This is a genomic window from Burkholderia torrens (assembly GCF_984668525.1).
Genome location: NZ_OZ480211.1, coordinates 739,831 through 764,897 on the forward strand (window position 1 = coordinate 739,831; position 25,067 = coordinate 764,897).

Here is a 25,067-nt window from a genome sequence, read left to right on the forward strand (position 1 = left end):
GCCCGCTTCTCGATGACCGACGCTTCCGCCCTGATCAGCACGTCCTATTCCCGATACCTCGCCCGCGCGGCCGCCGCGCGGCCCGCGCTCGCCGAGCAGGTCGCCGCGTGGGCGGCCGCGCCGCTCGGTCGCGCGCAGCTCGACGCGCGCCTCACCGAATTGCTCGCGACGCCGGCCGGCACGGCCGCGCCGACCGAGGAGCAGTTGAAGCGCGCGCTGCGGCAACTGCGCGCCGAGGCGTTCGGCGCGGTCGCGGAGCGCGATTTGCGCGGGCTGGCCGACGTCGCCGAGGTGACCGGCGCGATGACCGATCTCGCCGAAGTGGCCGTGCAGCGCTCGCTCGCGCTGCTGTCGGCCGAGCTCGAGGCGATGTACGGCGAGCCGCGCGGCGCCGACGGCCAGCACGTCGTGCTCGGCGTGGTCGGGATGGGCAAGCTCGGCGGCCGCGAGCTGAACGTGTCGTCGGACATCGACCTGATCTTCGTCTACGAAGACGACGGCGAGACGACCGGCGGCACGCGTTCGCCACTGTCCACGCAGGAATACTTCACGCGGCTCGGCCGGCGCCTGATCGGCGTGCTGTCCGAGGTCACGGCCGACGGCTACGTGTTTCGCGTCGACATGCGGCTGCGCCCGAACGGCGATTCGGGGCCGCTCGCGTGCAGCCTCGGGATGCTCGAGGAATATTTCTACGTGCAGGGGCGCGAGTGGGAGCGCTATGCGTGGATCAAGGGGCGGCTCGTGTCGGAAAACGACAGCGACGCCGCGCGGCGGCTCCAGTCGCAGCTCGAGTCGCTCGTCAAGCCGTTCGTCTACCGTCGCTATCTCGATTTCGGCGTGATCGGCGCGATCCGTTCGCTGCACCAGCAGATCCGGCAGGAAGCCGCGCGCCGCGCGTCGATGCGGCCCGACAAGGCCGACGACATCAAGCTCGGGCGCGGCGGGATCCGCGAGATCGAGTTCAGCGCGCAGGTGTTCCAGCTGATCCGCGGCGGCCAGGATGCTGAATTCCGCGTGCGGCCGACGCTCGCGGTGCTGCGCCATGCGCAGGCGCGCGGGCTGATCGGTGAGGACGTGCGTGCGCGCCTGTCCGATGCTTACAACTTCCTGCGCACGCTCGAGCACCGGCTGCAGTACCGCAACGACGCGCAGACGCACGCGATGCCGGTCGAGCCCGACGAACGCGCGGCGCTGGCCGCGTCGCTCGGCTTTGCCGACTATGCGGCGCTGATGACGGTGCTGGACGAGCACCGGAACTTCGTCGAGGCGCAGTTCGACCAGATCTTCGCGGACAAGGTGAAGGGCGGCGGCGGCCCTTGTACGGCCGGCGACGACACGGCCGCTGCGTGGATCTGGAGCGGCGCGCTGGCCGACGACGGCGAGGACGACGCGCTGGTCGCGCGCCTCGACGGCCTCGGTTTCGCCGATCCGGCCACCGTGCTCGCGCGGCTGCGCGCGGTCTGGCAATCGTCGCGCTACACGGGCCTGCCGGAAAAGAGCCGGCAGCGCTTCGACAGCGTCGCGCAGCGGGCGCTCGACGCCGCGCCGAAGATCGATGCCGCGCGCCGCGACGACACGATCGTGCGCCTGTTCGACCTGCTCGAGACGGTCAGCCGCCGTGGCGTCTATCTCGCGCTGCTGACCGAATATCCGGCCGCGCTCGACCGCGTGCTGTCGGTGCTCGGCGCGACGCGCTGGGGCGGCGGCTACCTGATCCGCCACCCGCAGCTGCTCGACGAACTGCTCGACGACGAGGTGATCGCGAGCCCGTTCGACTGGCCCGCGTTCAAGGACGCGCTGCGCGCGCGCCTCGCGGCGGCCGACGGCCCCGAGCAGCAGATGGACCTGCTGCGGCACGCGCAGCACGCGGAGGTGTTCCGGATCCTGCTGATCGACCTGGCCGGGCAACTGTCGGTCGAGCATGTGAGCGACCGGTTGTCCGAGCTGGCCGACGCGGTGCTCGACGTGACCATCGAAGTCGTCTGGTCGCAGTTGGCGAAGCGCCATCGCGACGTGCCCAAGTTCGCGGTGATCGCATACGGCAAGCTGGGCGGCAAGGAACTCGGCTACGCGTCGGATCTCGACCTGATCTTCCTGTACGACGATCCCGACGAGCGCTCGGCGGACGTCTACACGACCTTCACGCGACGGCTCATCACGTGGCTCACGACCGCGACCGGTGCCGGCGCGCTGTTCGACATCGACCTGCGGCTGCGGCCGAACGGCGAGGCCGGGCTGCTCGTCACCGATCTCGATGCGTTCCGCCGCTACCAGCTGCGCGAGGGCGATGCGGCGAACACCGCGTGGGTGTGGGAGCACCAGGCGCTGACGCGCGCCCGCTACAGCGCGGGCGACGCGCAGATCGGCGAGGATTTCGAGGCGATCCGCCAGCAGGTGCTGACGACGCCGCGCGACGGCGGCGTGCTCGCGAAGGAGATCGTCGACATGCGCGGCAAGGTGTTTGCCGGCCATCCGAACCAGACCGAGCTGTTCGACCTGAAGCACGATCGCGGCGGGATGGTCGACATCGAGTTCATCGTCCAGTACTGGGTGCTGCTGCACGCGTCGAGCGACGCCGAGCTGATCCGCAACACCGGCAACATCGCGCTGCTGCGCGAGGTCGCGCGCTTCGGGCTGATGGGGGCGGACGAAGCCGAGCGCGTCGGCGCCGCGTACCGCAAGTACCGGAAGCTGCAGCACAAGCTGCGGCTCGACGGGATGGAGAAGGCGCGCGTCGATCCGGCCGTGGTGGCCGACGAGCGGGCGGCGGTGACGGCGCTGTGGGCGCGCGTGTTCGGCGCGGTTGAAACGGGTGTTTGAATGAAGGCGGGGCAGGCGCGGTATCGATCCGCGCACTGCCCCGAGCCGGTTGCGAGCGTGCCTGGTTCGGCCGGCGCAGGCCGGCGGCGGCGTCAGGCCGCCAGCATTTCCTTCGCGTGCTTGCGCGTCGTGGCCGTGATCTCGAGCCCGCCGAGCATTCGCGCGACTTCCTCGATGCGGTTGGCGCGGTCGAGCGCGACGACCGTCGAAACCGTGCCGCCGCGATCGTCGGCGCCTTTCGCGACCTGGAAGTGATGGTCGCCGCGTGCGGCGACCTGCGGCAGGTGCGTCACGCACAGCACCTGGCGCTCGCGCCCGAGCTGGTGCAGCAGGCGGCCGACCACTTCGGCGACGCCGCCGCCGATCCCCGTATCGACTTCGTCGAAGATCAGTGTCGGCGTCGGGCTTGCCGCGCTGGCAATGACCGCGAGCGCGAGGCTGATCCGCGCGAGTTCGCCGCCCGACGCGACCTTCGCGAGCGGCCGCAGCGGCACGCCCGGGTGCCCCGCGACGCGGAATTCGACCTGCTCGAGCCCGTGCGGGCCGCCGTCGGCGAGCGGGGCGAGCGCGACTTCGAAGCTGCCGCCCGCCATCGACAACTCCTGCATGCCGGCGGTGACGGCCGTGCCGAGCGCCTTCGCGGCCTGCGCGCGCGCCTTGGACAGGTGCCGGGCATCGGCGAGATAGGCTTCGCGCGCCTTGGCTTGCGCCGCCTCGAGCGCGCCGAGATCGGCGGCCGCATCGAGCGCGGCGAGCTGCGCACGGCGCGCCGCATGTTCCTCGTGCAGCGTGTCGGGCGGCAGCCGGAACTTGCGGGCGGTCGAGTGCAGCGCATCGAGACGCGTCTCGACCTGCGCGAGCCGCTCGGGATCGAGATCGACGCGCTGCGCGTAGTGCGACAGCGAATAGACGGCTTCCTGCAGCTGGATCTCGGCCGGTTCGAGCGACGCGAGCGCGTCGCCGAGCGCCGTGTCGTAGTCGGCCAGGCTGCGCAGCTTCGACACGATCGCGCCGAGCTGCGCGAGCATCGCGTCGTCGGACTCGGACAGTGCGTTGAGCGCGCCGCGCACGCCTTCGATCAGGTTCGCCGAATGCGACAGCCGCTTGTGCTCGTTGCTGACTTCGTCCCATTCGCCGGGCTGCGGCGCCAGCTTGTCGAGCTCGGCGAGTTGCCACGCGAGCTTTTCGCGTTCGAGCTGCAGCTCGCGCTCGTGCGCCTTCGCGGCATCGATCGCCTGCGTCGCGTCGCGCCACACGCGCCAGGCACGCGCGACGTTCGCGGCGTCGGCGACGAGCCCCGCGTGCGTGTCGAACAGCTCGCGCTGCGCGTCGGGCCGCATCAGCAGCTGGTGCGCGTGCTGGCCGTGGATGTCGACGAGCATTTCGCCGAGTTCGCGCAGCTGCGCGAGCGTCGCGCTGGTGCCGTTGATGAACGCACGCGAACGGCCGTTGGCGTCGATCACGCGGCGCAGCATCACGGTGTCCTCGGTGTCGAACGCGTGTTCGTCGAGCCAGCGCGCAACGCGGTCGTGCGGCGTGAATTCGGCCGTGATGTCGGCGCGGCCGCAGCCGGTGCGCACGACGCTCGCGTCGGCGCGTTCGCCGAGCGCGAGGGCGAGGGCGTCGATCAGGATCGATTTCCCGGCGCCGGTTTCGCCGGAGAAGACGGAAAAGCCGCTGTCGAATTCGAGATCGAGCGCGGCGACGATGACGAAGTCGCGGATCGAGAGGTGGCGGAGCATGGTGTCGGGCGGAGCGGCGTCAGGACGCCTTGTCGTCTTCGTTCGAGGCGTGTTCGTTCCAGTGCAGCTTCTTGCGCAGCGTCGCGTAGTAGCTGTAGCCGATCGGGTGCAGGAACGGCACCGTGTGCTTCGAGCGGCGCACCTCGATCGTGTCGTTCAGTTCGAGCGACGTGAACGACTGCATGTCGAAGTTCACGTTGACGTCGCGCCCGCCGACGATCTGGATCGCGATTTTCGAATCGTCGGGCAGCACGATCGGCCGGTTCGACAGCGCGTGCGGCGCGATCGGCACGAGCACGATGCCCGCCAATTGCGGATGGAGGATCGGGCCGGCCGACGACAGCGCATAGGCGGTCGAGCCGGTGGGCGTCGCGACGATCAGGCCGTCCGAACGCTGGTTGTACATGTACCGGCCGTCGACCGACGCGCGCAGCTCGACCATTCCGGAGAAGCCGCTGCGGTTCACGACGACGTCGTTGAACGCGAGCGCGTGGTAGATCGGTTCGCCGTCGCGCATGATCCGCGCCTCGAGCAGCGCGCGCTCCTCGCGCTCGAACTTGCCCGACAGGATCACCGGGACGAGCGCCTGCATGTCGGCTGCCGCGATGTCGGTGATGAAGCCGAGCCGCCCGTGGTTGATCCCGATCAGCGGCGTCTTGTACGGCGCGAGCTGACGGCCGATGCCGAGCATCGTCCCGTCGCCGCCCAGCACGACCGCGACGTCGGCGCGCGCCCCGATTTCGGCCGGCGTCAGCGCCGGGTAGCCGGTGATGCCGATCTCGCGCGCGGTCTCGGCTTCGAATACGACCTCGAAGCCCTGCCTGGCGACGCAGGCGGCCAGCGTGGCGAGCGGCTCGGCGATGTTGGGCGTGTTGCTTCGGCCGACGAGCGCGACGGTGTTGAACTGATTACCGGTTTTCATGCCGGCATTACACCATAGCTCGTTGACGAAAAGAACCGGTTGTGCGCCTGCGGGGCCGGATCGGGCCGGCCCGCGCAACGGTGGACGACGCCACTCGCCGCGGTCGCGCGGTTGCGCTAAAATTTTCCACCATGCTAGATCCTCGCGCACGAACCCTCCTGAAAACCCTGATCGAACGGTATATCGCCGACGGTCAGCCAGTCGGATCGCGCACGTTGTCCCGTTACTCCGGGCTCGAGCTGAGCCCGGCGACGATCCGCAACGTGATGTCCGACCTGGAGGAGCTCGGCCTCGTGTCGAGCCCGCACACGTCGGCCGGGCGCGTGCCGACGCCGCGCGGCTACCGGCTGTTCGTCGACACGATGCTGACGGTCGAGGCGCCGATCGACGCCGAGGCCGTCGCGCGGCAGGTGCAGAACACGCTGCAGGCCGGCGAGCCGCAGCAGCGGGTGGTCGCGGCCGCCGCGAGCGTGCTGTCGAACCTGTCGCAGTTCGCGGGCGTCGTGCTGACGCCGCGCCGCAGCCACGTGTTCAAGCAGATCGAATTCATGCGCCTGTCCGACAAGCGCATCCTGCTGATCATCGTCACGCCCGAGGGCGACGTGCAGAACCGGATGCTCGCGACGCCGCGCGACTATTCGCCGTCGCAGCTGACCGAGGCGTCCAACTACATCAATGCGCATTTCGCCGGCCTGTCGTTCGACGAGGTGCGCCGCCGCCTGCGCGACGAGATCGACCAGCTGCGCGGCGACATGACCACGCTGATGCACGCGGCCGTGACGGCCAGTACCGAGGTGCCCGACACCGAGGACACCGTGCTGATTTCCGGCGAGCGCAACCTGCTCGAAGTGGCGGATCTGTCGTCCGACATGGCGCGGCTGCGCAAGCTGTTCGACGTGTTCGACCAAAAGACGGGCCTCCTGCAACTGCTCGACGTATCGAGCCACGCCCAGGGCGTGCAGATCTTCATCGGCGGCGAATCGACGCTCGTGCCGATCGAGGAGATGAGCGTCGTCACCGCGCCGTACGAGGTGAACGGGCAGATCGTCGGCACGCTCGGCGTGATCGGCCCGACCCGGATGGCCTACAACCGCGTGATACCGATCGTCGACATCACCGCGCGCCTGCTGTCGCTCACGCTGAGCCAGCAATAGCCTGCGATCGGCAGTCTGATCCCGCCCCGTCATCGTGTCGCAATGCCGCACGCGCCGACAGTCGGCCGAACGGCATGGGGCGGCCCGCTATAATTGAGAGCCGTCCGGTCCCGTGCCTCGAGCACGTTCTTGCCCATGCGTTTCGATCTTGAGCCGCCTTCGAGCATCGCGGCCGCCCACCGCATCGGTGTGCTGCTGATCAATCTCGGCACGCCCGACGCGCCCACGCCGCGCGCGGTGCGGCGCTACCTGGCCGAATTCCTGTCGGATCCGCGCGTCGTCGAGATTCCGCAGGCCGTCTGGCAGGTGCTGCTGCGCACGCTGATCCTGCCGCTGCGCGGCCGCGCGTCCGCGAAGAAATACGCGGCCGTCTGGATGCCCGAGGGCTCGCCGCTGCGCGTGTACACCGAGCGCCAGACCGACAGCGTGCGGCACCTGCTCACGTCGAACGGCTATCACGTGACGGTCGACTACGCGATGCGCTACGGCAGCCCGAACATTTCGCACGCGCTCGCGCAGTTCAAGCGCGCGGGCGTCGAGCGCGTGCTGCTGATGCCGATGTATCCGCAATACTCGGCGTCGACCACGGCCACCGCCTTCGATGCCGCGTTCGACGCGCTCGCGCGCATGCGCAACCAGCCGGAAGTGCGCACGGTGCGGCATTACGCCGACCATCCGGCCTATATCCACGCGCTGGCCGAGCAGGTGCGCCAATACTGGGCGCAGCACGGCCGGCCCGATTTCGCGGCCGGCGACAAGCTCGTGCTGAGTTTCCACGGCGTGCCGAAGCGCACGCTCGACCTTGGCGACCCATATCACGACCAGTGCCAGCAGACGGGCGCGTTGCTGATGGCCGCGCTCGGGCTGTCGACGACCGAATGCCGCGTCACGTTCCAGTCGCGCTTCGGCAAGGCCGAATGGCTGCAGCCGTACACCGCGCCGACGCTGCGCGAGTTCGGCGAGGCCGGCGTGCGGCGGGCCGACGTGTTCTGTCCCGGTTTCACGGCCGATTGCCTGGAAACGATCGAGGAGATCGGCATGGAAGTGCGCGACGAGTTCCTGGCCGGCGGCGGCAAGACTTTCCACCGCATTCCGTGCCTGAACGGCGCGCCTGCGTGGATCGGCGCGCTCGGCGAGATCGTCGCCGAGAATCTGCAGGGCTGGCCCGTTAGGGCCGCGCAGCCCGAAACGGTGAACTGAGATGAAACGACCCCCACGCTTGCTACGCGCGCTGCCCCCCAAGGGGGCGGTCAGCCTCCTTGGGGCGGCCCGGCGGAGGCTGACATGAACTACAAGATTTCCACGGACCCCGGTGCGAAGCTGCGCATCGACAAATGGCTATGGGCGGCCCGCTTCTTCAAGACGCGCTCGCTCGCGACCGATGCGGTCGACAAGGGGCACGTGAAGATCGGCGGTGCGGCGGTCAAGCCGGCCAGGGACGTACGGGTCGGCGACGAGGTCGAGATTGCGATCGACGGCATCGTCTGGCACATTGCCGTGCTGGGCGTGTGCGACGTGCGCGGGCCTGCGAGCGTCGCGCAGACGCTTTACGAGGAAACGGAAGCGGGGCGGGCCGCGCGGCTCGCCGAACTGGAGCGGCGCCGCACGTATCGCGAGCCGGCGGCCGAACTGCACGGCCGGCCGACGAAGCGCGACCGGCGCATCATCGACAGATTTTCTGGTGGGAGCTGAACATCTGGTCGAAGGTCGCCCGCGCGCTTCCGTATTCGGTCGTGCGGTCGGTGACGGCTCCGGACAGGCAGATGGTGGTGGTGCCGGCAACGAGTACCAGCGCGACCACCGATATCGCAAAGGTCAGTTTCACGGTACTCCCCTCGGGATCAAGGGTGAAAACGGCGCCAGGTGGATGTCAGGCGGCGGTCAGCTAGGGGTAAACACGCTTTTCCGACGCTTGAGTGGAGTGTAGTGCAGCGGACCTGTGCCAAGCTAGTACTTGCCAGGTAAGCGTTGTTACAGCCGGTTTCGGCCGATCTGGTGGACTATGCGGGCCACGCACCGCCGGGCAGCGCGGTTGTTTCGCGGCGTTGGGGAATGCCGGCGAATAACCCTCTTGAAATTGCAGTTTCCACCCTTATCTGCACCAGCAATGTGCGGTACCGCCGGGTATATGGCCGGCGGTTGCCGATTTGGCTTCAACCTCTAATCGACTTTCAGCGACATGGAAAACACGCAAGAGAACCCGGCACCCCAATCGGCCGAAGAGATCAGCAGCGAGAAGCAGGCGGCGCAAGGCGCTGCTCCCGCCGCCGAAGCCGCCGACGCGGCGCTCGCGGAGGCTCAAGCCAAGGTCGCCGAGCTGCAGGAAAGCTACCTGCGGGCGAAGGCCGAGACCGAGAACGTCCGCCGCCGCGCGCAGGACGACGTGTCGAAGGCGCACAAGTTTGCGATCGAGAGCTTCGCGGAACACCTGCTGCCGGTGCTGGACAGCCTGGAAGCGGCCGTCAACGACACGTCCGGCGACATCGCGAAGGTACGCGAGGGCGTCGAGCTGACGCTGCGCCAGCTGACGAGCGCGCTCGAGAAGGGCCGCGTCGTCGCGCTCAACCCGGTTGGCGAGAAATTCGATCCGCATCAGCACCAGGCGATTTCGATGGTGCCGGCCGACCAGGAGCCGAACACCGTCGTCACCGTGCTGCAAAAGGGTTACACGATCGCCGACCGCGTGCTGCGTCCGGCGCTCGTCACCGTCGCCCAGCCGAAGTAAGGCTACGGGGATGGTGCCCGCCGGCGTCGATCCGGCCGCGTTCGACGCGTTCGACATGCAGGCGCTCGACGCCGGCACGTTCGACGCGGCCATCGACGGCGCGGGCGATGCGCTCGCGGTGGTGTTCTTCTGGGGTGTCGACTGCTTCAACTGCGAGATCGCGAAGAAGGCGATGCTCGCCCAGCCCGACGCAATCCGCGCGCTGGACCTGAAGTGGTTCCATTGCAACGTGTACGAACACCCTCAGCTGGGGCGCCGCTTCGGGCTGCACGGCGTGCCGACGTGGTTCTTTTTCCACCGCGGCAAGCGGCTGGGCCGCGCGACGGGCTGGCATGGCCTCGCGCAGTTCCAGGCGGCCGTGTCGGCGGCGCGCGCGAAGGTCGCGGCGGCCGCCGGTGGCGATCCGCCGGGCGGCGATCCGCTAGCCGGCGGCGATTGAAAAAATTTAATATCCGCATCGCTCGTCGGGTCTTGAAAACGGATCGGACGGACGCATTTCGGGAACAGAGTTGAATTCTGGCGCGCGAAACCGCCCCAAAACGCAGCGTTTCGCGCAGCAAACAGGCATTTCTGGAGATTAGGAAAAATGGGAAAGATCATCGGTATTGACCTCGGCACCACGAACTCGTGCGTCGCCATCATGGAAGGCAACCAGGTCAAGGTCATCGAGAACTCGGAAGGCACGCGCACCACGCCGTCGATCATCGCCTACATGGACGACAACGAAGTGCTCGTCGGCGCGCCGGCGAAGCGCCAGTCGGTGACCAACCCGAAGAACACGCTGTTCGCGGTGAAGCGCCTGATCGGCCGTCGCTTCGAAGAGAAGGAAGTCCAGAAGGACATCGGCCTGATGCCGTACACCATCATCAAGGCCGACAACGGCGATGCATGGGTCGAGGCACACGGCGAAAAGCTCGCGCCGCCGCAGGTTTCGGCGGAAGTGCTGCGCAAGATGAAGAAGACGGCCGAAGACTACCTCGGCGAGCCGGTCACGGAAGCCGTGATCACGGTGCCGGCCTACTTCAACGACAGCCAGCGTCAGGCGACCAAGGACGCCGGCCGCATCGCGGGCCTCGAAGTCAAGCGGATCATCAACGAGCCGACCGCAGCCGCGCTCGCGTTCGGCCTGGACAAGGCAGAGAAGGGCGACCGCAAGATCGCCGTGTATGACCTCGGCGGCGGTACGTTCGACGTGTCGATCATCGAGATCGCGGACGTCGACGGCGAAATGCAGTTCGAAGTGCTGTCGACCAACGGCGACACGTTCCTCGGCGGCGAAGACTTCGACCAGCGCATCATCGATTACATCATCGGCGAGTTCAAGAAGGAGCAGGGCGTCGACCTGTCGAAGGACGTGCTCGCGCTGCAGCGCCTGAAGGAAGCTGCCGAAAAGGCGAAGATCGAGCTGTCGTCGAGCCAGCAGACCGAAATCAACCTGCCGTACATCACGGCGGACGCGTCGGGCCCGAAGCACTTGAACCTGAAGATCACCCGCGCGAAGCTGGAAGCGCTGGTGGAAGACCTGGTCGAGCGCACGATCGAACCGTGCCGCATCGCGATCAAGGACGCAGGCGTCAAGGTGTCGGACATCGACGACGTGATCCTGGTCGGCGGCCAGACGCGCATGCCGAAGGTGCTGGAAAAGGTGAAGGAGTTCTTCGGCAAGGATCCGCGCCGTGACGTGAACCCGGACGAAGCCGTCGCAGTCGGCGCGGCGATCCAGGGCCAGGTCCTGTCGGGCGACCGCAAGGACGTGCTGCTGCTCGACGTGACCCCGTTGTCGCTCGGTATCGAGACGCTCGGCGGCGTGATGACGAAGATGATCAGCAAGAACACGACGATCCCGACGAAGCACGCTCAGGTGTACTCGACGGCCGACGACAACCAGGGCGCCGTGACGATCAAGGTGTTCCAGGGCGAACGCGAAATGGCAGCGGGCAACAAGCTGCTCGGCGAGTTCAACCTCGAAGGCATCCCGCCCGCACCGCGTGGAGTGCCGCAGATCGAAGTGACCTTCGACATCGACGCGAACGGCATCCTGCACGTCGGCGCGAAGGACAAGGCGACCGGCAAGGAAAACAAGATCACGATCAAGGCGAACTCGGGCCTGTCCGAAGCTGAAATCGACCAGATGATCAAGGACGCGGAAGCGAACGCAGCGGAAGACCACAAGCTGCGCGAGCTGGCCGATTCGCGCAACCAGGGCGACGCGCTGGTCCACAGCACGAAGAAGGCGTTGACCGAGTACGGCGACAAGCTGGACGCGGGCGAGAAGGAAGCGATCGAAGCGTCGCTGAAGTCCCTCGAAGAAGTGCTGAAGGACACGTCGGCCGACAAGGCCGCGATCGACGCGAAGGTCGAGGAGCTCGGCAAGGTGTCGCAGAAGCTCGGCGAGAAGATGTACGCCGACATGCAGGCGCAGCAGGCGGGTGCGGCCGGCGCGGCCGGTGCAGCTGAAGGCGCGGCCCATGCAGGTGGTGCGCAACAGGCTGCCGACGACGTCGTCGACGCCGAGTTCAAGGAAGTGAAGAAGGACTAAGCCGGGTTCCAATGGCACCGCACGCCGCGCGCGCAAAACGCGCGCGGCGCGACTGACCAGCGGCTGAAAAGCGGTCTGTCTTTCCTTCCGGATGGCCGGATCGACTCCACGCCTGGCGGGCTTCGCGGCCCTCCGGGCACATTTGTTTTTTGGCGGGTGCTGCGCGAGCCGTCCGCGGACGGTGCAGCGCCAGACGAGTCGAGAGACTTTACTGCGGGCGAAAGGAGCCGCCGCGTGCGCGATGCGTGGCGGCACAGTGAATCGATATGGCGAAACGGGATTACTACGAGGTTCTGGGCGTCGCGAAGAATGCGAGCGACGACGAAATCAAGAAGGCATATCGCAAGCTTGCGATGAAGTATCACCCTGACCGCAATCCGGACAGCAAGGATGCGGAAGAGCATTTCAAAGAGGTGAAGGAAGCCTATGAAATGCTGTCGGATGGCCAGAAGCGGGCCGCGTACGACCAGTACGGCCACGCGGGCGTCGATCCGAACATGGGCGGTGCGGGCGCACAGGGCTTCGGCGGCTTCGCGGATGCGTTCGGCGACATCTTCGGCGACATCTTCGGCCAGGCCGCGGGCGGCGCCGCACGTGGCGGCCGCGGCGGCCCGCAGGTGTACCGCGGCGCGGACCTGCGCTACAGCATGGAAATCACGCTCGAGCAGGCCGCGCACGGCTACGACACGCAGATCCGCGTGCCGAGCTGGGTATCGTGCGAGGTCTGCCACGGGTCGGGCGCGAAGCCCGGCACGAAGCCGGAAACCTGCCCGACCTGTCATGGCCAGGGCACGGTGCGCATGTCGCAGGGCTTCTTCAGCATCCAGCAGACCTGCCCGAAGTGTCACGGCACCGGCACCTACATCCCCGAGCCGTGCGTGCATTGCCACGGGTCGGGCAAGGTGAAGGAAACCAAGACGCTCGAAGTGAAGATCCCTGCCGGGATCGACGACGGGATGCGGATCCGCTCGGCCGGCAACGGCGAGCCGGGCATCAACGGCGGGCCGCCGGGCGACCTGTACGTCGAGATCCACATCAAGCCGCACGCGGTGTTCGAGCGCGACGGCGACGATCTGCACTGCCAGATGCCGATCCCGTTCACGACCGCTGCGCTCGGCGGCGAGATCGAGGTGCCGACGCTGGCCGGCCGTGCATCGTTCCCGGTGCCGGAAGGCACGCAGTCGGGCAAGACGTTCCGTCTGCGCGGCAAGGGCATCAAGGGGCTGCGTTCGAGCATTGCGGGCGATCTGTACGTGCACGTGCAGGTCGAGACGCCCGTGAAGCTGACCGACAACCAGCGCGACCTGCTCAAGCAGTTCGAGAAATCGCTGGCCGAGGGCGGCGCGCGTCACAGCCCGCAGAGCAAGAGCTGGTTTGACCGTGTGAAGAGCTTCTTCGAGTAAAGCATGACTGAAGGCAACGAGAGCGCGTCGTTCGCGCTCTTGGACGATTGCGACTCGACCGCGTCCGCGCGGTCGAGTCGTTTGTATTCGGGATTCGTGCGCGAACGCGTGTGCACGGATCCGGCACGGCTCGACGAAATCGATGCGGCGCTCGCGCAGGATCTGCGCGACGGGCTGCATGCGGTCGTCGTCGGCGATTACGAATTCGGACGCAACCTGCAACGAGCGCAGCCGGGCCATGCCCCGCTGCGCTTTTTGCTGTATGCGCGCTGCGAGCGGCTGTCGTGCGACGAGGTCGACGCATGGCTCGCGCAGCAGGACGGCGGTGGCGCGCCGTCGATCGCGGGCGTCGCGCATGTCGCGAAGAGCGTGTCGCGCGATGCGTTCGACGCGGCGATCGCCGCGGTGCACGATGCACTGCGCGCGGGCGATTCGTACCAGGTCAACTACACGTACCGGCTGAATTTCGACGTGTTCGGCACGCCGCTCGCGCTGTACCGGCGGCTGCGCGCACGCCAGCCCGTGCGGTACGGCGCGCTGATCGCGCTGCCCGGCGGCGCGTGGGTCGTGTCGTGCTCGCCCGAGCTGTTCGTCGAGAAGCACGGCGACGTGTTGCGTGCGCGGCCGATGAAGGGCACCGCACCGCGTTCGGCCGATCCGCGCGACGATGCGGCGGCTGCCGCGTTTCTCGCGAACGATCCGAAGAACCGTGCGGAAAACGTGATGATCGTCGACCTGCTGCGCAACGATGTGTCGCGGATCGCGCGCACGGGCACCGTCAAGGTGCCGGCGCTCTTCTCCGTCGAGCCGTATGCGTCGGTGTGGCAGATGACGTCGACGGTCGAGGCCGGCTGGCGCGACGGCACGACGTTCGCGCAGATGCTGCGTGCGCTGTTTCCGTGCGGGTCGATCACCGGTGCGCCGAAGCACAAGACGATGGAACTGATCGATGCGATCGAGTCGACGTCGCGCGGGCTGTATACCGGTGCGATCGGTTGGCTCGACGCGCCGAAGGACGGTGCATCGGCAGGCGCTGCAGCGCCCGACGGCGCGGCCGGTTGCGGCGATTTCTGCCTGTCGGTCGCGATCCGGACGCTGACGCTCGATCCGGCCGGCGCCGCCCCCGCCGCAGCCGGCCGACGACGCGGCACGATGGGCGTCGGCGCGGGCATCGTGCTGGACAGCGTCGCGGCCGATGAATATGCGGAGTGCGAATTGAAAGCGCGATTCCTGACGGACGCCGACCCCGGCTTCCAGTTGTTCGAAACGACGGCTGCCACGCGGGCGGACGGCATCCGCCATCTCGATCGCCATCTCGCGCGGCTGCAACGCAGTGCCGATGCGTTCGGCTTCCGCTTCGACGCCGACGCGCTGCGTCGCCAGATCGTCGAGCGCTGCGCGGCGCTCCACGACGCCGGCGCGTACCGGATGAAGCTCGCGCTGGCGAAGGACGGCACGATCGAGATCACCGCGGCGCCGCTGAAGCCGCTGCCGGCGGGGCCGGTCGGCGTGCTGCTGGCCTCCGCGCACGGCTTCGCGCCGACGCGCACCGACGACGCGCTGCTGCAGCACAAGACCACGCGCCGCGCCGAATACGACCGCGCGTGGCAGGCGGCCGAGGCGCTCGGCGGTTTCGACATGCTGTTCGTCAACGAACGCGGCGAGGTGACGGAAGGCGGGCGTTCGAACCTGTTCGTGAAGCTCGACGGCCAGTGGGTGACGCCGCCGCTGGCGTCCGGCGTGCTGCCGGGTGTGATGCGTGGCGTGCTGCTCGACGATCCGGCGGTAGGCGCAAAAGAGCGTGTGCTGACGCTCGACAATGTGCTGAACGCGGATGAGTTGATGATCTGCAATGCACTGCGCGGGCCGATGGCAGCGCGGTTGCTTCACGGTTGCGCACTGGCCTGAACGCGGATTATTTCCGCGGCGTACATTGCCAGCTTTGTACGATGGCGTGTCCGCGTCTGTAGCGCGCGACGCAAGTCTGTGCGTGTCTGCCCAGCGGCCGTGCAATCACGACGCTCGTGTTGCCGTAGTCACACGAGACCCAGTAGTCTTCACGGTTGTCTGCGAGCGACCAGATGTAAACGTCGCTTTTGGACTCGGAGCGCGAACGGGTCGGCAGCAACGACATCATCCGGTCCGGCGGCCCTGACCAGAAGGTGACGCTGGCGAGCGGATAGGTGCTTTGCGTGTCGAAGTTTTTCCAGCCATCGGGAGGTTGACCTTCGAGCTGCTGGGTAACCGCAAGGCGTGCGGGGCAATCGGCTGCCGCAGCGGACGCAGGTAATGCGACGAGCGAACTGTACGCGATCGCGGCGATGGCGAGCAGTCGATGCGATGTTTGGCGGATGCGCATCATCATTTCACGACCGAAAATGCATCGGCGTTATTGCTCGGATCGATGTAGCGGCCATTCTTGTCCTTGCCCTTGAACGGTATGCATCTTCTCTGAATGGCCTTGAGTGAGCGCCACTGTTCAACGACGTGGATGCCACGCACGTCCTGGCCCAGATAGAACGCCGCATGATTGCCATGCGATCGGCTCGGGTAGCGGTCGTTCTCGAAAGTCGCAATGACGGTTCCGACGCGGATACTCCGGTCGCCGCCAGCTTTTTTTCCCGGTCGCCAGATGGCGGTGGGACCGACGGAAGTATAGATTTTGACCAGCGCGACGCACTCTCCGTCGCCTGCCAGCTTTTGCCCGACGAGTTCAGCCGCCTTTTCATACACGTGAGCCATCTTTTATCGCTCCTTCGATTGACGAAGGTTTGATGGTCACCGCGACGAAGGCGAGTAGAAATAGGACGAGTTAGAAAGTACGCGTTGTCCGGTAATGCAGTACGAGAAACGGAGTACCGCATTGCCGGTCAGCTCGGTGAGCGTGCTGCAGTGAACGCCGGCAGCGCGCCACGGCGCCGCCGGCCCTGCTTCAGAACGAGTGCTCCGGGCCCGGAAACGACCGATCCTTCACCGCGCTCACGTAGGCTTCGACGGCCGCCTGGATGTTCGGCTGGCCCTGCATGAAATCCTTCACGAAACGCGGCCGCTTGCCGGGGAACACGCCGAGCATGTCGTGCAGCACGAGCACCTGCCCCGAGCAGTCGACGCCCGCGCCGATGCCGATCGTCGGAATCTTCAGCATGTGCGTGACTTCCGACGCGACGAGCGTCGGCACGGCTTCGAGCACGACGAGCTGCGCGCCCGCGTCCTCGACCGCGCGCGCATCGCGCAGCAGCTGCGCGGCGCCGGCTTCGGTCTTGCCCTGCACCTTGAAGCCGCCGAACGCGTGCACCGATTGCGGCGTGAGGCCGATGTGCGCGCACACCGGCACCGCGCGCTCGACGAGGAAGCGGATCGTTTCGGCGAGCCATTCGCCGCCTTCGAGCTTGACCATCTGCGCGCCGGCGCGCATCAGCTTGACCGAGTTCGCGAACGCCTCGGCCGGCGTGCCGTACGTGCCGAACGGCAAATCGGCGACGACGAGCGCACGCGGCTGCGCGCGCGCGACACAGGCCGTGTGATACGCGATGTCGTCGATCGACACGGGCAGTGTGGTCGTGTGGCCCTGCAGCACGTTGCCGAGCGAATCGCCGATCAGCAGCACGTCGGTGCCTGCCCGGTCGAGCAGCGCGGAGAAGCTCGCGTCGTAGCAGGTGAGCATCGCGATCTTCTCGCCGGCGTCGCGCATTGCCTGCAGCTTGGGGACCGTCACGGCAGGCCGGCTCGATTCCTGGAGATAGGTCATGGGGAAATCCGGGTCGATGGGGGAAGAACGACAGGCGGGACGCGTCAGCGCGTCGTCTCGCCCTTGACGAAGAATTCCTTGCGGCCGCGCATCGTCTCGATGCGCTCGACCAGCAGGGCGAGATCTTCGGGGGAATCCAGCGGGTTCAGGTGTTCGGCTGCGACCGTCAGCACCGGCGTGCGGTCGTAGTGGTAGAAGAACTCGTTGTACGCGTCGACGAGCGAGCGCAGGTACGCATCGCTGATCTGCAGCTCCATCGGCAGGCCGCGCTTCTGGATGCGCGAGAACAGCACTTCGGGGCTGGCCTGCAGATAGACGACGAGGTCGGGCGACGGCGCCTGCGGCACGTCGACGTGCGTCGCGACCGAGCGATACAGCTGCCACTCGTCTTCCGGCAGGTTCAGCCGCGCGAAGATGTCGTTCTTCTGCGGCATGAAATCGGCGATGACGGGGCGGCCCGTTTCGAGCGCGCCGATCAGCTCGCGCGCCTGCTGCGCGCGCTGCAGCGCGAACGACAGCTGCACGGGCAGCGCGTAGCGCGCGGTGTCGCGATAGAAGCGTTCGAGGAACGGGTTGTCCTGCGGGCGTTCGAGCAGCGTCTGCATCGACCAGCGCTCGGCGAGCAGGCGCGCGAGCGACGTCTTGCCGACGCCGATCGGGCCTTCGATCACGAGATAGCGGTGCGGGGCGCGCAGGTCGGGGGCGGTGACGGTCAGCGGAGTCGAGTTCATCGGCAGCGGGTCTTGTCGGCGTCTTCGCCGGCAGCGAGTGCCTTCTGCATCAGGCACTGGCAGGTTTGCACCTTCTCGACGCGCTGATCGGCGACGGCGGCGAGGAAGGTGTCGGCGCGGCCGCGCGCGGGAATGTCGAGCAGCGGCTCGATCTCGACGAGCGGCACGAGTGCGAACGCACGGTCGGTGAGGCGCGGGTGCGGGACGATCAGGTCGGGTTCTTCGATCGAATCGGCGCCGAACAGCAGGATGTCGAGGTCGAGCGTGCGCGGCGCATTGCGATACGGGCGCTCGCGCCCGAAGTGATGTTCGATCTTCTGGCAAAGCGCGAGCAGCTCGCGCGCCGACAGCGTCGTATCGAGCTTGACGACGCAGTTGTAGTAGTCGTCGCCGCCCGCTTCGAAGGGCGCCGTGCGATACAGGCTCGACTTGCCGAGGATCGAGATGGTGCGCTGCTGCGCGAGGCACACCACCGCGTCCTTCAGGGTCTGGCGCGCATCGCCGAGATTCGCCCCCAGTCCGATATATGCAACCGTCATGGCATCACTTCCTACGTCGTTCGCCGGCGCGTGCGTCAGTCGTCGGAACCGCCCGAGGCATCGGGTGCCTGCTCGGCGGCACCTTCACCCGGCTGGCGGTTTCGCGCACCACCGCGGCGGCGCCGCTTGCGGGGCGATTTTTCCTTCGAGCCGCCCTGCGTGAGCAATGCCTCGCGAGCAGCCGCGTCGCCTTCGATGAAATCCGTCCACCACTGTCCGACTTCCGCATCGAGCTCGCCGGATTCGCAGCGTAACAGGAGGAAATCATACCCCGCTCTAAACCTTTGGTGTTCCAGCAGCCGCATCGCGCTGCGGCCCGAGCGCTTCTCGAGGCGCAGCTGCAGGCCCCAGATCTCGCGCATGTCGGCCGAATAACGCTTGTGGATCGCGAGTTTCTCGGTCTGCATGTCGAGCACGTCGTCCATCGCGCGATGGAGCGCCGGCACCGGAATCTCGCCTTCGGCCGTGTATTGCTCGAAGCGCTGGCGCATGTCGTGCCACAGCAGCGTCGCGAACAGGAAGCCCGGCGACACCGTCTTGCCGGCGCGCACGCGCGCGTCGGTGTTGTTCAGCGCGAGCGTGATGAACTTCTCGCCCTGCGGCTGTTCGAGCACGACGTCGAGGAGCGGCAGCAGCCCGTGGTGCAGGCCCTCCTTGCGCAGCCGCTGCAGGCACGCGAGCGCATGACCCGACAGCAGCAGCTTCAGCATTTCGTCGAACAGGCGCGCGGCCGGCACGTTGTTGATCAGGTCGGCGAGCGCGTTGATCGGCTCGCGCGTATGCGGCTCGATCTCGAAGCCGAGCTTCGCCGCGAAGCGCACGACGCGCAGCATCCGCACCGGGTCCTCGCGGAAGCGCGTGGCCGGATCGCCGATCATCCGCAACAGGCGGGCGCGCACGTCGGCCATCCCGTCGTGGTAGTCGAGCACCGTCTGCGTCGACGGGTCGTAGTACATCGCGTTGATCGTGAAGTCGCGGCGCGCGGCATCTTCATGCTGTTCGCCCCACACGTTGTCGCGCAGCACGCGGCCGCTCGCGTCGACCGCATGCGTGCGGCGATCGAGTTCGTCGCGCTTCAGGCGCTTCGGCGGCTCGGCCGCGGCCGCCTCGGGCGGCGCATCGACCAGCGCGCGGAACGTCGACACCTCGATCAGTTCCTGGCCGAACTGCACGTGGACGATCTGGAAGCGGCGGCCGATCAGGCGCGCGCGGCGGAACAGGCGCTGGACTTCGGTCGGCGTCGCGTCGGTCGCGACGTCGAAGTCCTTCGGCGCGATGCCGAGCAGCAGGTCGCGTACCGCGCCGCCGACGATGAACGCACGAAAGCCCGCCTGCTGCAGCGTGTCGGTCACGCGCACGGCGTTCCTCGAGATCAGCGCCGGATTGATGCCGTGCACGCTGGCCGGCACGACGGTCGGCTCATGGTTGCTGCGCGGCTTTTTCGCGCCGCCGCCGCGGGCGCCCTTCGGCGCGCGCGGGGCAGCAGGGGCCGCTTCGTCGGCCTGGGCCGATGCGGGAGACGTTTGCTCGGTTTCGTCCTGGCCGAGCAGCTTGCGGATGAATTTTTTGATCACGACGTTCAGAAGAGATCGAGGATACGCCAGCCGCGGGTGCTTGCATGCGCACGCAGCGTGTCGTCAGGGTTGGTCGCGATCGGGTCGGTGACTTTCTCGAGCAGCGGGATGTCGTTGTGCGAGTCGCTGTAGAAATAGCTGTGCGCGAAGTCGTCCCAGTGCTTGCCGAGCGACGCGAGCCATGCTTCGGTCCGCACGATCTTGCCTTCGCGGTAGCTCGGCGTGCCGGTCGGCCGGCCCGTGTACGGCGAGTCGGGATGCCCGTCGGTCGTCTCGACCTCGCACGCGATCAGCGTATCGACGCCGAACGCGGCCGCGATCGGGCGCGTGATGAATTCGTTGGTCGCCGTCACGACGCAGCACAGATCGCCCGCATCGAGGTGCTTGCGCACCAGTTCGAGTGCGGCGGGCGTCATTGCGGGCCGGATCACCTCGTGCATGTACTGCTCGTGCCATTCGGCGAGCTGCGCACGCGAATACTTCGCGAGCGGCGTGAGCATCGCCGTCAGGTACGCATGGATGTCGAGCTGGCCGGCCTTGTAGTCGGCGAAGAACTGGTCGTTCTGACGCGAGAAGCTTTCCGCGTCGACGATGCCGAGCTTCACCATGAAGCGGCCCCATTCGTGGTCGCTATCGGTCGGGATCAGCGTGTGATCGAGGTCAAAGAGTGCCAGATTAGTCATGGAAGCGCATTTTACTCGAAGCGGTTCGGGCCCGTGCCCGGTGGTGTGATGTCGTCGCCGGGACGCGCGAGCATCCGGCGCAGTAGCGGCAGCGTGACCGCGCGTTTTTGCTCGAGCGAGAAGCGGTCGAGCGCGTCGAGCAGCGCCATCAGGCTCGGCATGTCGCGGCGGAAATGGGTCAGCAGGTAGGCGGCGATATCGTCGGTGAGCGCGATCCCGCGCTCCTTCGCGGCGAGCTTGAGCACCGCGATCTTGCCGGCGTCGGACGGCGGCGACAGGTGGAACACGAGCCCCCAGCCGAGGCGCGTGCGGAGATCCTCGCGCACGTCGAGCGCGAGCGGCGCCGCGGGGCCCGCCGCGACGAACGCGCTCGACGGGTGCGCGCGCACTTCGTTGAACAGGTTGAACAGCGCGACCTGCTGCGTGTCGCTCATCCGGTCGCAGTCGTCGATCGCGTAGATGCCGATGCGCGGGTCGAACGTGAACGCACCGAGCGGACTCTGCGGCGTCAGGTAGCGCGCATAGCCGTACGACGCGTCGCTCACGAGCGCCTGCAGCAGGTGGGTGCGGCCGCTGCCGGGCTCGCCCCAGATGTAGAACGACCGGTCCGGCACGGGGCCCGCCGCGAGCGCGAGGTCGAGCTTCTGCAGGCGCGAGATGAGCTCGTCGTTCTCCTCGTTCATGATGAAGTTGTCGAACGTGGCGGGCGGCGGCGTGCCGAGATCGAGCGTCAGTTGACGGGACACAACAGTCACAATGCAGGTCGGTTGAAAATACGCGCGCCGTACGCCGGGCGCGCGCCGGGGGCTGCGGATCCGTGGGCTACACGCGCGGCCGCACGCACGGCGCCGCGCGGGTTTCGGCGCGGTTCGCTCGGCGAGGAAAACGGGGACGTGTCGACCAAGATGCAATCCCTGACGATTCGATACTGGGAATTCCGGCCAACGGGCCGGCTTCGGGTAAAATCGCATTTTACCGACCTTCTCGCATTCCCCCATGAATCCTCCGAAATCCGCTCCCGACGCTCAGGGTCTGTCCTATCGTGACGCAGGTGTCGACATCGACGCAGGCGACGCGCTCATCGACAAGATCAAGCCTTTTGCGAAGAAAACCCTGCGCGACGGCGTGCTCGGCGGCATCGGCGGGTTCGGCGCGCTGTTCGAAGTGCCGAAGAAGTACAAGGAGCCCGTGCTCGTATCGGGCACCGACGGCGTGGGCACCAAGCTCAAGCTGGCGTTTCATCTGAACAAACACGACACCGTCGGCCAGGATCTGGTCGCGATGAGCGTGAACGACATCCTCGTGCAGGGCGCCGAGCCGCTGTTCTTCCTCGACTACTTCGCGTGCGGCAAGCTCGACGTCGATACGGCCGCCACGGTCGTCAAGGGCATCGCGCAAGGGTGCGAACTGTCGGGCTGCGCGCTGATCGGCGGTGAAACGGCCGAAATGCCGGGCATGTACCCCGATGGCGAATACGATCTGGCCGGCTTCGCGGTCGGCGCGGTCGAGAAGAGCAAGATCATCGACGGCAGCACGATCGCCGAAGGCGACGTGGTGCTGGGCCTCGCGTCGAGCGGCATCCACTCGAACGGCTTCTCGCTGGTGCGCAAGATCATCGAGCGCGCGAACCCCGACCTGTCGGCCGATTTCCATGGCCGCTCGCTCGCCGACGCGCTGATGGCGCCCACCCGCATCTACGTGAAGCCGCTGCTCGCGCTGATGCAGAAGCTGTCGGTGAAGGGCATGGCGCACATCACGGGCGGCGGTCTCGTCGAGAACATCCCGCGCGTGCTGCGCGAAGGTCTCACGGCCGAGCTCGACCAGAACGCATGGCCGCTGCCGCCGCTGTTCAAGTGGCTGCAGGAGCACGGCGGCGTCGCCGATGCGGAAATGCACCGCGTGTTCAACTGCGGCATCGGCATGGCCGTGATCGTCTCGGCGGCCGATGCGGACGCAGCGATCGCCGACCTGACCGCCGCCGGCGAACAGGTGTGGAAGATCGGCACCGTGCGTGCGACCCGCGAAGGCGAGGCGCAGACGGTCGTGGTCTGACCGCCGCCGCAGCAGATGCAGCAAGGAAAGCCGCCCGGATTTGATCCGGGCGGCTTTTTTTTCGGGTGCCGCGTGGCATGGGCGCGCGCGCCGATGAAGGAGGGACGACGATGACCGAAGACGAACATGCGATCCGCGCGCTCGTGGAAAACTGGTTCGTGTCGAGCCGGCGCGGCGATCTGGCCACTGTGCTCGACCTGATCGCCGACGACGCGATCTTCATGGTGGCCGGCAAGCCGCCGTTCGACAAGGCGGCGTTCGCGGCCGCGTCGCGCGACGCGAACGCGGGCGGCGAGCACGCGCCGAAGGTCGACGGCCGCTACCGGATCGACGAACTGCGCGTGATCGGTGACTGGGCCTACATGCGCAATTTCATCGAGATCGACGCAACGCCGCCGGGCGGCGACATGATCCGCCGGTCGGGCCACACGCTGACGATTTTCCGCAAGACCGACGGCCGCTGGCAGCTCGTGCGCGACGCGAATCTCGTGACGCTCGTGCATTGAGCACGGCGGCACGGATAGCGGTGGTATGTGCCGATGCTCATGCCGATGGCCGCGGCGCGCCAGCCGGACGCGTGCCGGCCAGCAATGGCGGTACCAGCAGGTAGAGCAACGCGGCGGCGGCCCATACGAGCCCCGGCCATGTCGCGTGCGTCGCTGCGTAGGTTGCGGTGACGACCAGCGGCCCCGCGACGCCGATCAGGCTGGCGACGCTCGCGAGCGTGCCTTGCAGCTCGCCCTGGCGCGCATCGTCGACCTGCCGCGCGAGCATCGCCTGCAACGCCGGCAGCGTCATGCCGCCGGCCGCGAACAGCGGCAGCAGCGCGAACGGCACCCAGGCGGCGGTCGCGAACGCGATCACCGCGAGCCCGAGCGCGTCGCCCGCGAGGCCCAGCGCGAGCGCGCGGCGCTCGCCGAGCCGCGCGATCAGCGGCCCGATCGCGAACGCCTGCGCAAGCGCGTGGCATGCGCCGTAGCCGGCGAGCGACAGCCCCGCGACCGGCGTCGACCAGCCGAAATGTTCCTGGCCATACAGGATCCACAGCGTCGCGGGCGCTTGCGACACGAGCGCCACGATCACGTAGATGCCGATCAGCGGCACGAGCGCGGGCGTGCCGCTCAGCCGGCGCAGGCTCGCGAACGGGTTGAGTGCGCCGACCGCGCGGCCTTCGCGGGCCGAAGGCGGCCGTGATTCCGGCAGCGCGCGCCAGACCAGCACGAGATTGAGCGCATTGAGCAGCGCGGCCGCGACGAATGGTGCGCGCAGGTGCAGCGCGCCGAGCAGCCCGCCGATCAGCGGGCCGGCGATGAAGCCGATGCCCATCATCGCGCCGAGCTGGCCGAAGCGCCGTGCGCGGTCGGGCTCGGCCGTCACGTCGGTCACATAGGCGGTCGCGACCGCGACGTTCGCGCCGGTGATGCCCGCGACCAGCCGCCCGACGTAAAGCCACGCGAGCGTCGGTGCGAGCGCCATCAGCAGGTAGTCGAGCGCGGCGCCCGCGAGCGACGCGAGCAGCACGGGGCGGCGGCCGAAGCGGTCACTCAGCGCGCCGAGCAGCGGCGCGCACAGGAACTGTGCGAACGCGTACAGCGCGAGCAGGATTCCGTAGTGGGTATCGGTGCTGCCCGCGCCGGCGAGCGAGCGCAGCAGCCCGGGCAGGATCGGCATCACGATCCCGACGCCGATCGCGTCGAGCAGGACCGTGGCCAGGATGGCAATCAGGGATGGATTCAAGAGGGTGACTCTATCGATGATAGAGTGATGATTATTCCATGGTTTCCCTATCGGTGATAGAGATGAAGGACACGGGGACGCGACTGACGCGCGACACGGTATTGCGCGCGGCGCTCGACCTGCTGGATGAAGTGGGGATCGATGGACTGTCGACGCGGCGGCTCGCCGAGCGGCTCGGCGTGCAGTCGCCGACGCTGTACTGGCATTTCAGGAACAAGGCCGAGCTGCTCGACGCGATGGCCGAGGCGATCATGCTCGAACGCCACGACGGGTCGCTGCCGCGGCCGGGCGATGTGTGGGATGCGTGGCTCGCGGAGAACGCGCGCAGTTTCCGCCGCGCGCTGCTGGCCTATCGTGACGGCGCACGCCTGCATGCCGGGACGCGGCCGCGCGCGCTGCATTTCAGTTCGATCGAGCGCAAGGTCGCGCTGCTGGGTGAGGCCGGCTTCACGCCGGACGAAGCGGTCGACGTGATGGTGGCGATCGGCCGCTTCGTGGTCGGCTGGGTGCTGGAGGAGCAGGCGGCACCGGACGGCGACGCCGACGCGTCGCTGCCGGATGCGGCCGAGTATCCGCTGCTCGCGAAGGGCTGGGCCGTGCTGCGCGAATGCAGCGGCGACGAAGCATTCGAGCGCGGCATCGCGTGGATCGTCGACGGCGCGCGTGCGCGCCTCGCGGCGCGTCACGCGGGCTGACGC

General features: G+C 67.6%; 24 protein-coding genes. 12 read left to right on the forward strand and 12 right to left on the reverse strand.

The genetic code is table 11. From position 1 onward, the window contains the following. Nucleotides 1-12 precede the first annotated feature (12 nt). Nucleotides 13-2,820: a bifunctional [glutamate--ammonia ligase]-adenylyl-L-tyrosine phosphorylase/[glutamate--ammonia-ligase] adenylyltransferase gene (glnE, locus tag AC5LXX_RS03390; RefSeq protein WP_493410469.1), complete on the forward strand. Its 2,808-nt coding sequence runs from the start codon at nucleotides 13-15 to the stop codon at nucleotides 2,818-2,820. A gap of 92 nt (nucleotides 2,821-2,912) precedes the next feature. Here the strand turns inward: glnE and recN are convergent, their stop codons facing one another. Further along, on the reverse strand, nucleotides 2,913-4,562 hold the full coding sequence (gene recN, locus AC5LXX_RS03395; protein WP_493410470.1) for a DNA repair protein RecN: 1,650 nt from the start codon (nucleotides 4,560-4,562) through the stop codon (nucleotides 2,913-2,915). A gap of 19 nt (nucleotides 4,563-4,581) precedes the next feature. Continuing rightward, nucleotides 4,582-5,484: an NAD kinase gene (locus AC5LXX_RS03400; protein ID WP_493410471.1), complete on the reverse strand. Its 903-nt coding sequence runs from the start codon at nucleotides 5,482-5,484 to the stop codon at nucleotides 4,582-4,584. A gap of 131 nt (nucleotides 5,485-5,615) precedes the next feature. Between AC5LXX_RS03400 and hrcA the strand changes: the two genes are divergently transcribed. The 3 genes from hrcA (at nucleotide 5,616) to AC5LXX_RS03415 (ending at nucleotide 8,330) form a co-directional block, all read left to right on the forward strand. Next, a complete protein-coding gene (gene hrcA, locus AC5LXX_RS03405; RefSeq protein ID WP_011544637.1) occupies nucleotides 5,616-6,638 on the forward strand; it encodes a heat-inducible transcriptional repressor HrcA in 1,023 nt (340 codons plus the stop codon). A 135-nt stretch (nucleotides 6,639-6,773) separates the two neighbouring features. Continuing rightward, nucleotides 6,774-7,838, forward strand: coding sequence for a ferrochelatase (gene hemH, locus AC5LXX_RS03410; protein ID WP_322081922.1), 1,065 nt, complete (start codon nucleotides 6,774-6,776; stop codon nucleotides 7,836-7,838). A gap of 84 nt (nucleotides 7,839-7,922) precedes the next feature. After that, a complete protein-coding gene (locus tag AC5LXX_RS03415) occupies nucleotides 7,923-8,330 on the forward strand; it encodes an RNA-binding S4 domain-containing protein (RefSeq protein WP_493410472.1) in 408 nt (135 codons plus the stop codon). Here the strand turns inward: AC5LXX_RS03415 and AC5LXX_RS03420 are convergent. Beyond that, the gene (locus tag AC5LXX_RS03420; RefSeq protein ID WP_185658127.1) at nucleotides 8,302-8,463 is read right to left on the reverse strand and encodes a hypothetical protein; all 162 of its coding nucleotides are present in this window, start codon (nucleotides 8,461-8,463) and stop codon (nucleotides 8,302-8,304) included. The genes AC5LXX_RS03415 and AC5LXX_RS03420 overlap by 29 nt on opposite strands. A gap of 354 nt (nucleotides 8,464-8,817) precedes the next feature. On the opposite strand from AC5LXX_RS03420, the gene grpE reads away from it, so the two are divergent. The 5 genes from grpE (at nucleotide 8,818) to AC5LXX_RS03445 (ending at nucleotide 15,213) form a co-directional block, all read left to right on the forward strand. Further along, nucleotides 8,818-9,363: a nucleotide exchange factor GrpE gene (grpE, locus tag AC5LXX_RS03425; protein WP_493410473.1), complete on the forward strand. Its 546-nt coding sequence runs from the start codon at nucleotides 8,818-8,820 to the stop codon at nucleotides 9,361-9,363. Nucleotides 9,364-9,373: 10 nt separating this feature from the next. Then, nucleotides 9,374-9,802, forward strand: a complete 429-nt coding sequence (locus AC5LXX_RS03430) for a thioredoxin family protein (RefSeq protein WP_493410474.1) — start codon at nucleotides 9,374-9,376, stop codon at nucleotides 9,800-9,802. A gap of 147 nt (nucleotides 9,803-9,949) precedes the next feature. Then, nucleotides 9,950-11,902, forward strand: a complete 1,953-nt coding sequence (dnaK, locus tag AC5LXX_RS03435; protein ID WP_039361356.1) for a molecular chaperone DnaK — start codon at nucleotides 9,950-9,952, stop codon at nucleotides 11,900-11,902. Nucleotides 11,903-12,168: 266 nt separating this feature from the next. Continuing rightward, a complete protein-coding gene (gene dnaJ, locus AC5LXX_RS03440; RefSeq protein WP_124449377.1) occupies nucleotides 12,169-13,305 on the forward strand; it encodes a molecular chaperone DnaJ in 1,137 nt (378 codons plus the stop codon). A gap of 3 nt (nucleotides 13,306-13,308) precedes the next feature. Beyond that, nucleotides 13,309-15,213, forward strand: coding sequence for a chorismate-binding protein (locus AC5LXX_RS03445; protein WP_493410475.1), 1,905 nt, complete (start codon nucleotides 13,309-13,311; stop codon nucleotides 15,211-15,213). 7 nt (nucleotides 15,214-15,220) lie between these two features. On the opposite strand, the gene AC5LXX_RS03450 is transcribed toward AC5LXX_RS03445, so the two are convergent. The 8 genes from AC5LXX_RS03450 to hda form a co-directional block, all read right to left on the reverse strand. Continuing rightward, nucleotides 15,221-15,670: an STY0301 family protein gene (locus AC5LXX_RS03450; protein ID WP_493410476.1), complete on the reverse strand. Its 450-nt coding sequence runs from the start codon at nucleotides 15,668-15,670 to the stop codon at nucleotides 15,221-15,223. Next, nucleotides 15,667-16,047, reverse strand: a complete 381-nt coding sequence (locus tag AC5LXX_RS03455; RefSeq protein WP_493410477.1) for a BPSL0067 family protein — start codon at nucleotides 16,045-16,047, stop codon at nucleotides 15,667-15,669. The genes AC5LXX_RS03450 and AC5LXX_RS03455 overlap by 4 nt, the downstream gene beginning before the upstream one ends. A gap of 190 nt (nucleotides 16,048-16,237) precedes the next feature. Beyond that, nucleotides 16,238-17,053, reverse strand: coding sequence for a 3-methyl-2-oxobutanoate hydroxymethyltransferase (gene panB / locus AC5LXX_RS03460; protein ID WP_124449373.1), 816 nt, complete (start codon nucleotides 17,051-17,053; stop codon nucleotides 16,238-16,240). A 44-nt stretch (nucleotides 17,054-17,097) separates the two neighbouring features. After that, on the reverse strand, nucleotides 17,098-17,784 hold the full coding sequence (locus tag AC5LXX_RS03465; protein WP_124449371.1) for a deoxynucleoside kinase: 687 nt from the start codon (nucleotides 17,782-17,784) through the stop codon (nucleotides 17,098-17,100). Further along, the gene (gene folK, locus AC5LXX_RS03470; RefSeq protein WP_124449369.1) at nucleotides 17,781-18,323 is read right to left on the reverse strand and encodes a 2-amino-4-hydroxy-6-hydroxymethyldihydropteridine diphosphokinase; all 543 of its coding nucleotides are present in this window, start codon (nucleotides 18,321-18,323) and stop codon (nucleotides 17,781-17,783) included. The genes AC5LXX_RS03465 and folK overlap by 4 nt, the downstream gene beginning before the upstream one ends. Before the next feature lie 35 nt (nucleotides 18,324-18,358). Then, complete coding sequence (pcnB, locus tag AC5LXX_RS03475; RefSeq protein WP_493410478.1) at nucleotides 18,359-19,897, reverse strand: polynucleotide adenylyltransferase PcnB; 1,539 nt, start codon at nucleotides 19,895-19,897, stop codon at nucleotides 18,359-18,361. A 5-nt stretch (nucleotides 19,898-19,902) separates the two neighbouring features. Continuing rightward, nucleotides 19,903-20,580 carry a histidinol-phosphatase gene (locus tag AC5LXX_RS03480; protein ID WP_493410479.1) on the reverse strand — a complete coding sequence of 226 codons (678 nt, stop codon included), beginning with the start codon at nucleotides 20,578-20,580 and terminating at the stop codon, nucleotides 19,903-19,905. A gap of 11 nt (nucleotides 20,581-20,591) precedes the next feature. Continuing rightward, a complete protein-coding gene (gene hda, locus AC5LXX_RS03485) occupies nucleotides 20,592-21,326 on the reverse strand; it encodes a DnaA regulatory inactivator Hda (RefSeq protein WP_059235994.1) in 735 nt (244 codons plus the stop codon). Between the two features lie 250 nt (nucleotides 21,327-21,576). Here hda and purM point away from each other — a divergent pair, with 250 nt between their 5' ends. Both purM and AC5LXX_RS03495 read left to right on the forward strand, forming a co-directional pair. Then, nucleotides 21,577-22,632 (forward strand): phosphoribosylformylglycinamidine cyclo-ligase, encoded by a 1,056-nt coding sequence (gene purM / locus AC5LXX_RS03490; RefSeq protein WP_006484927.1) that lies wholly within the window; start codon nucleotides 21,577-21,579, stop codon nucleotides 22,630-22,632. Nucleotides 22,633-22,742: 110 nt separating this feature from the next. Further along, nucleotides 22,743-23,138: a YybH family protein gene (locus AC5LXX_RS03495; protein WP_493410480.1), complete on the forward strand. Its 396-nt coding sequence runs from the start codon at nucleotides 22,743-22,745 to the stop codon at nucleotides 23,136-23,138. 37 nt (nucleotides 23,139-23,175) lie between these two features. On the opposite strand, the gene tet(64) is transcribed toward AC5LXX_RS03495, so the two are convergent. Next, nucleotides 23,176-24,369, reverse strand: a complete 1,194-nt coding sequence (tet(64), locus tag AC5LXX_RS03500) for a tetracycline efflux MFS transporter Tet(64) (RefSeq protein ID WP_493410481.1) — start codon at nucleotides 24,367-24,369, stop codon at nucleotides 23,176-23,178. Between the two features lie 62 nt (nucleotides 24,370-24,431). Between tet(64) and tetR the strand changes: the two genes are divergently transcribed. Next, complete coding sequence (tetR, locus tag AC5LXX_RS03505; protein WP_493411081.1) at nucleotides 24,432-25,064, forward strand: tetracycline resistance transcriptional repressor TetR; 633 nt, start codon at nucleotides 24,432-24,434, stop codon at nucleotides 25,062-25,064. Nucleotides 25,065-25,067 lie beyond the last annotated feature (3 nt).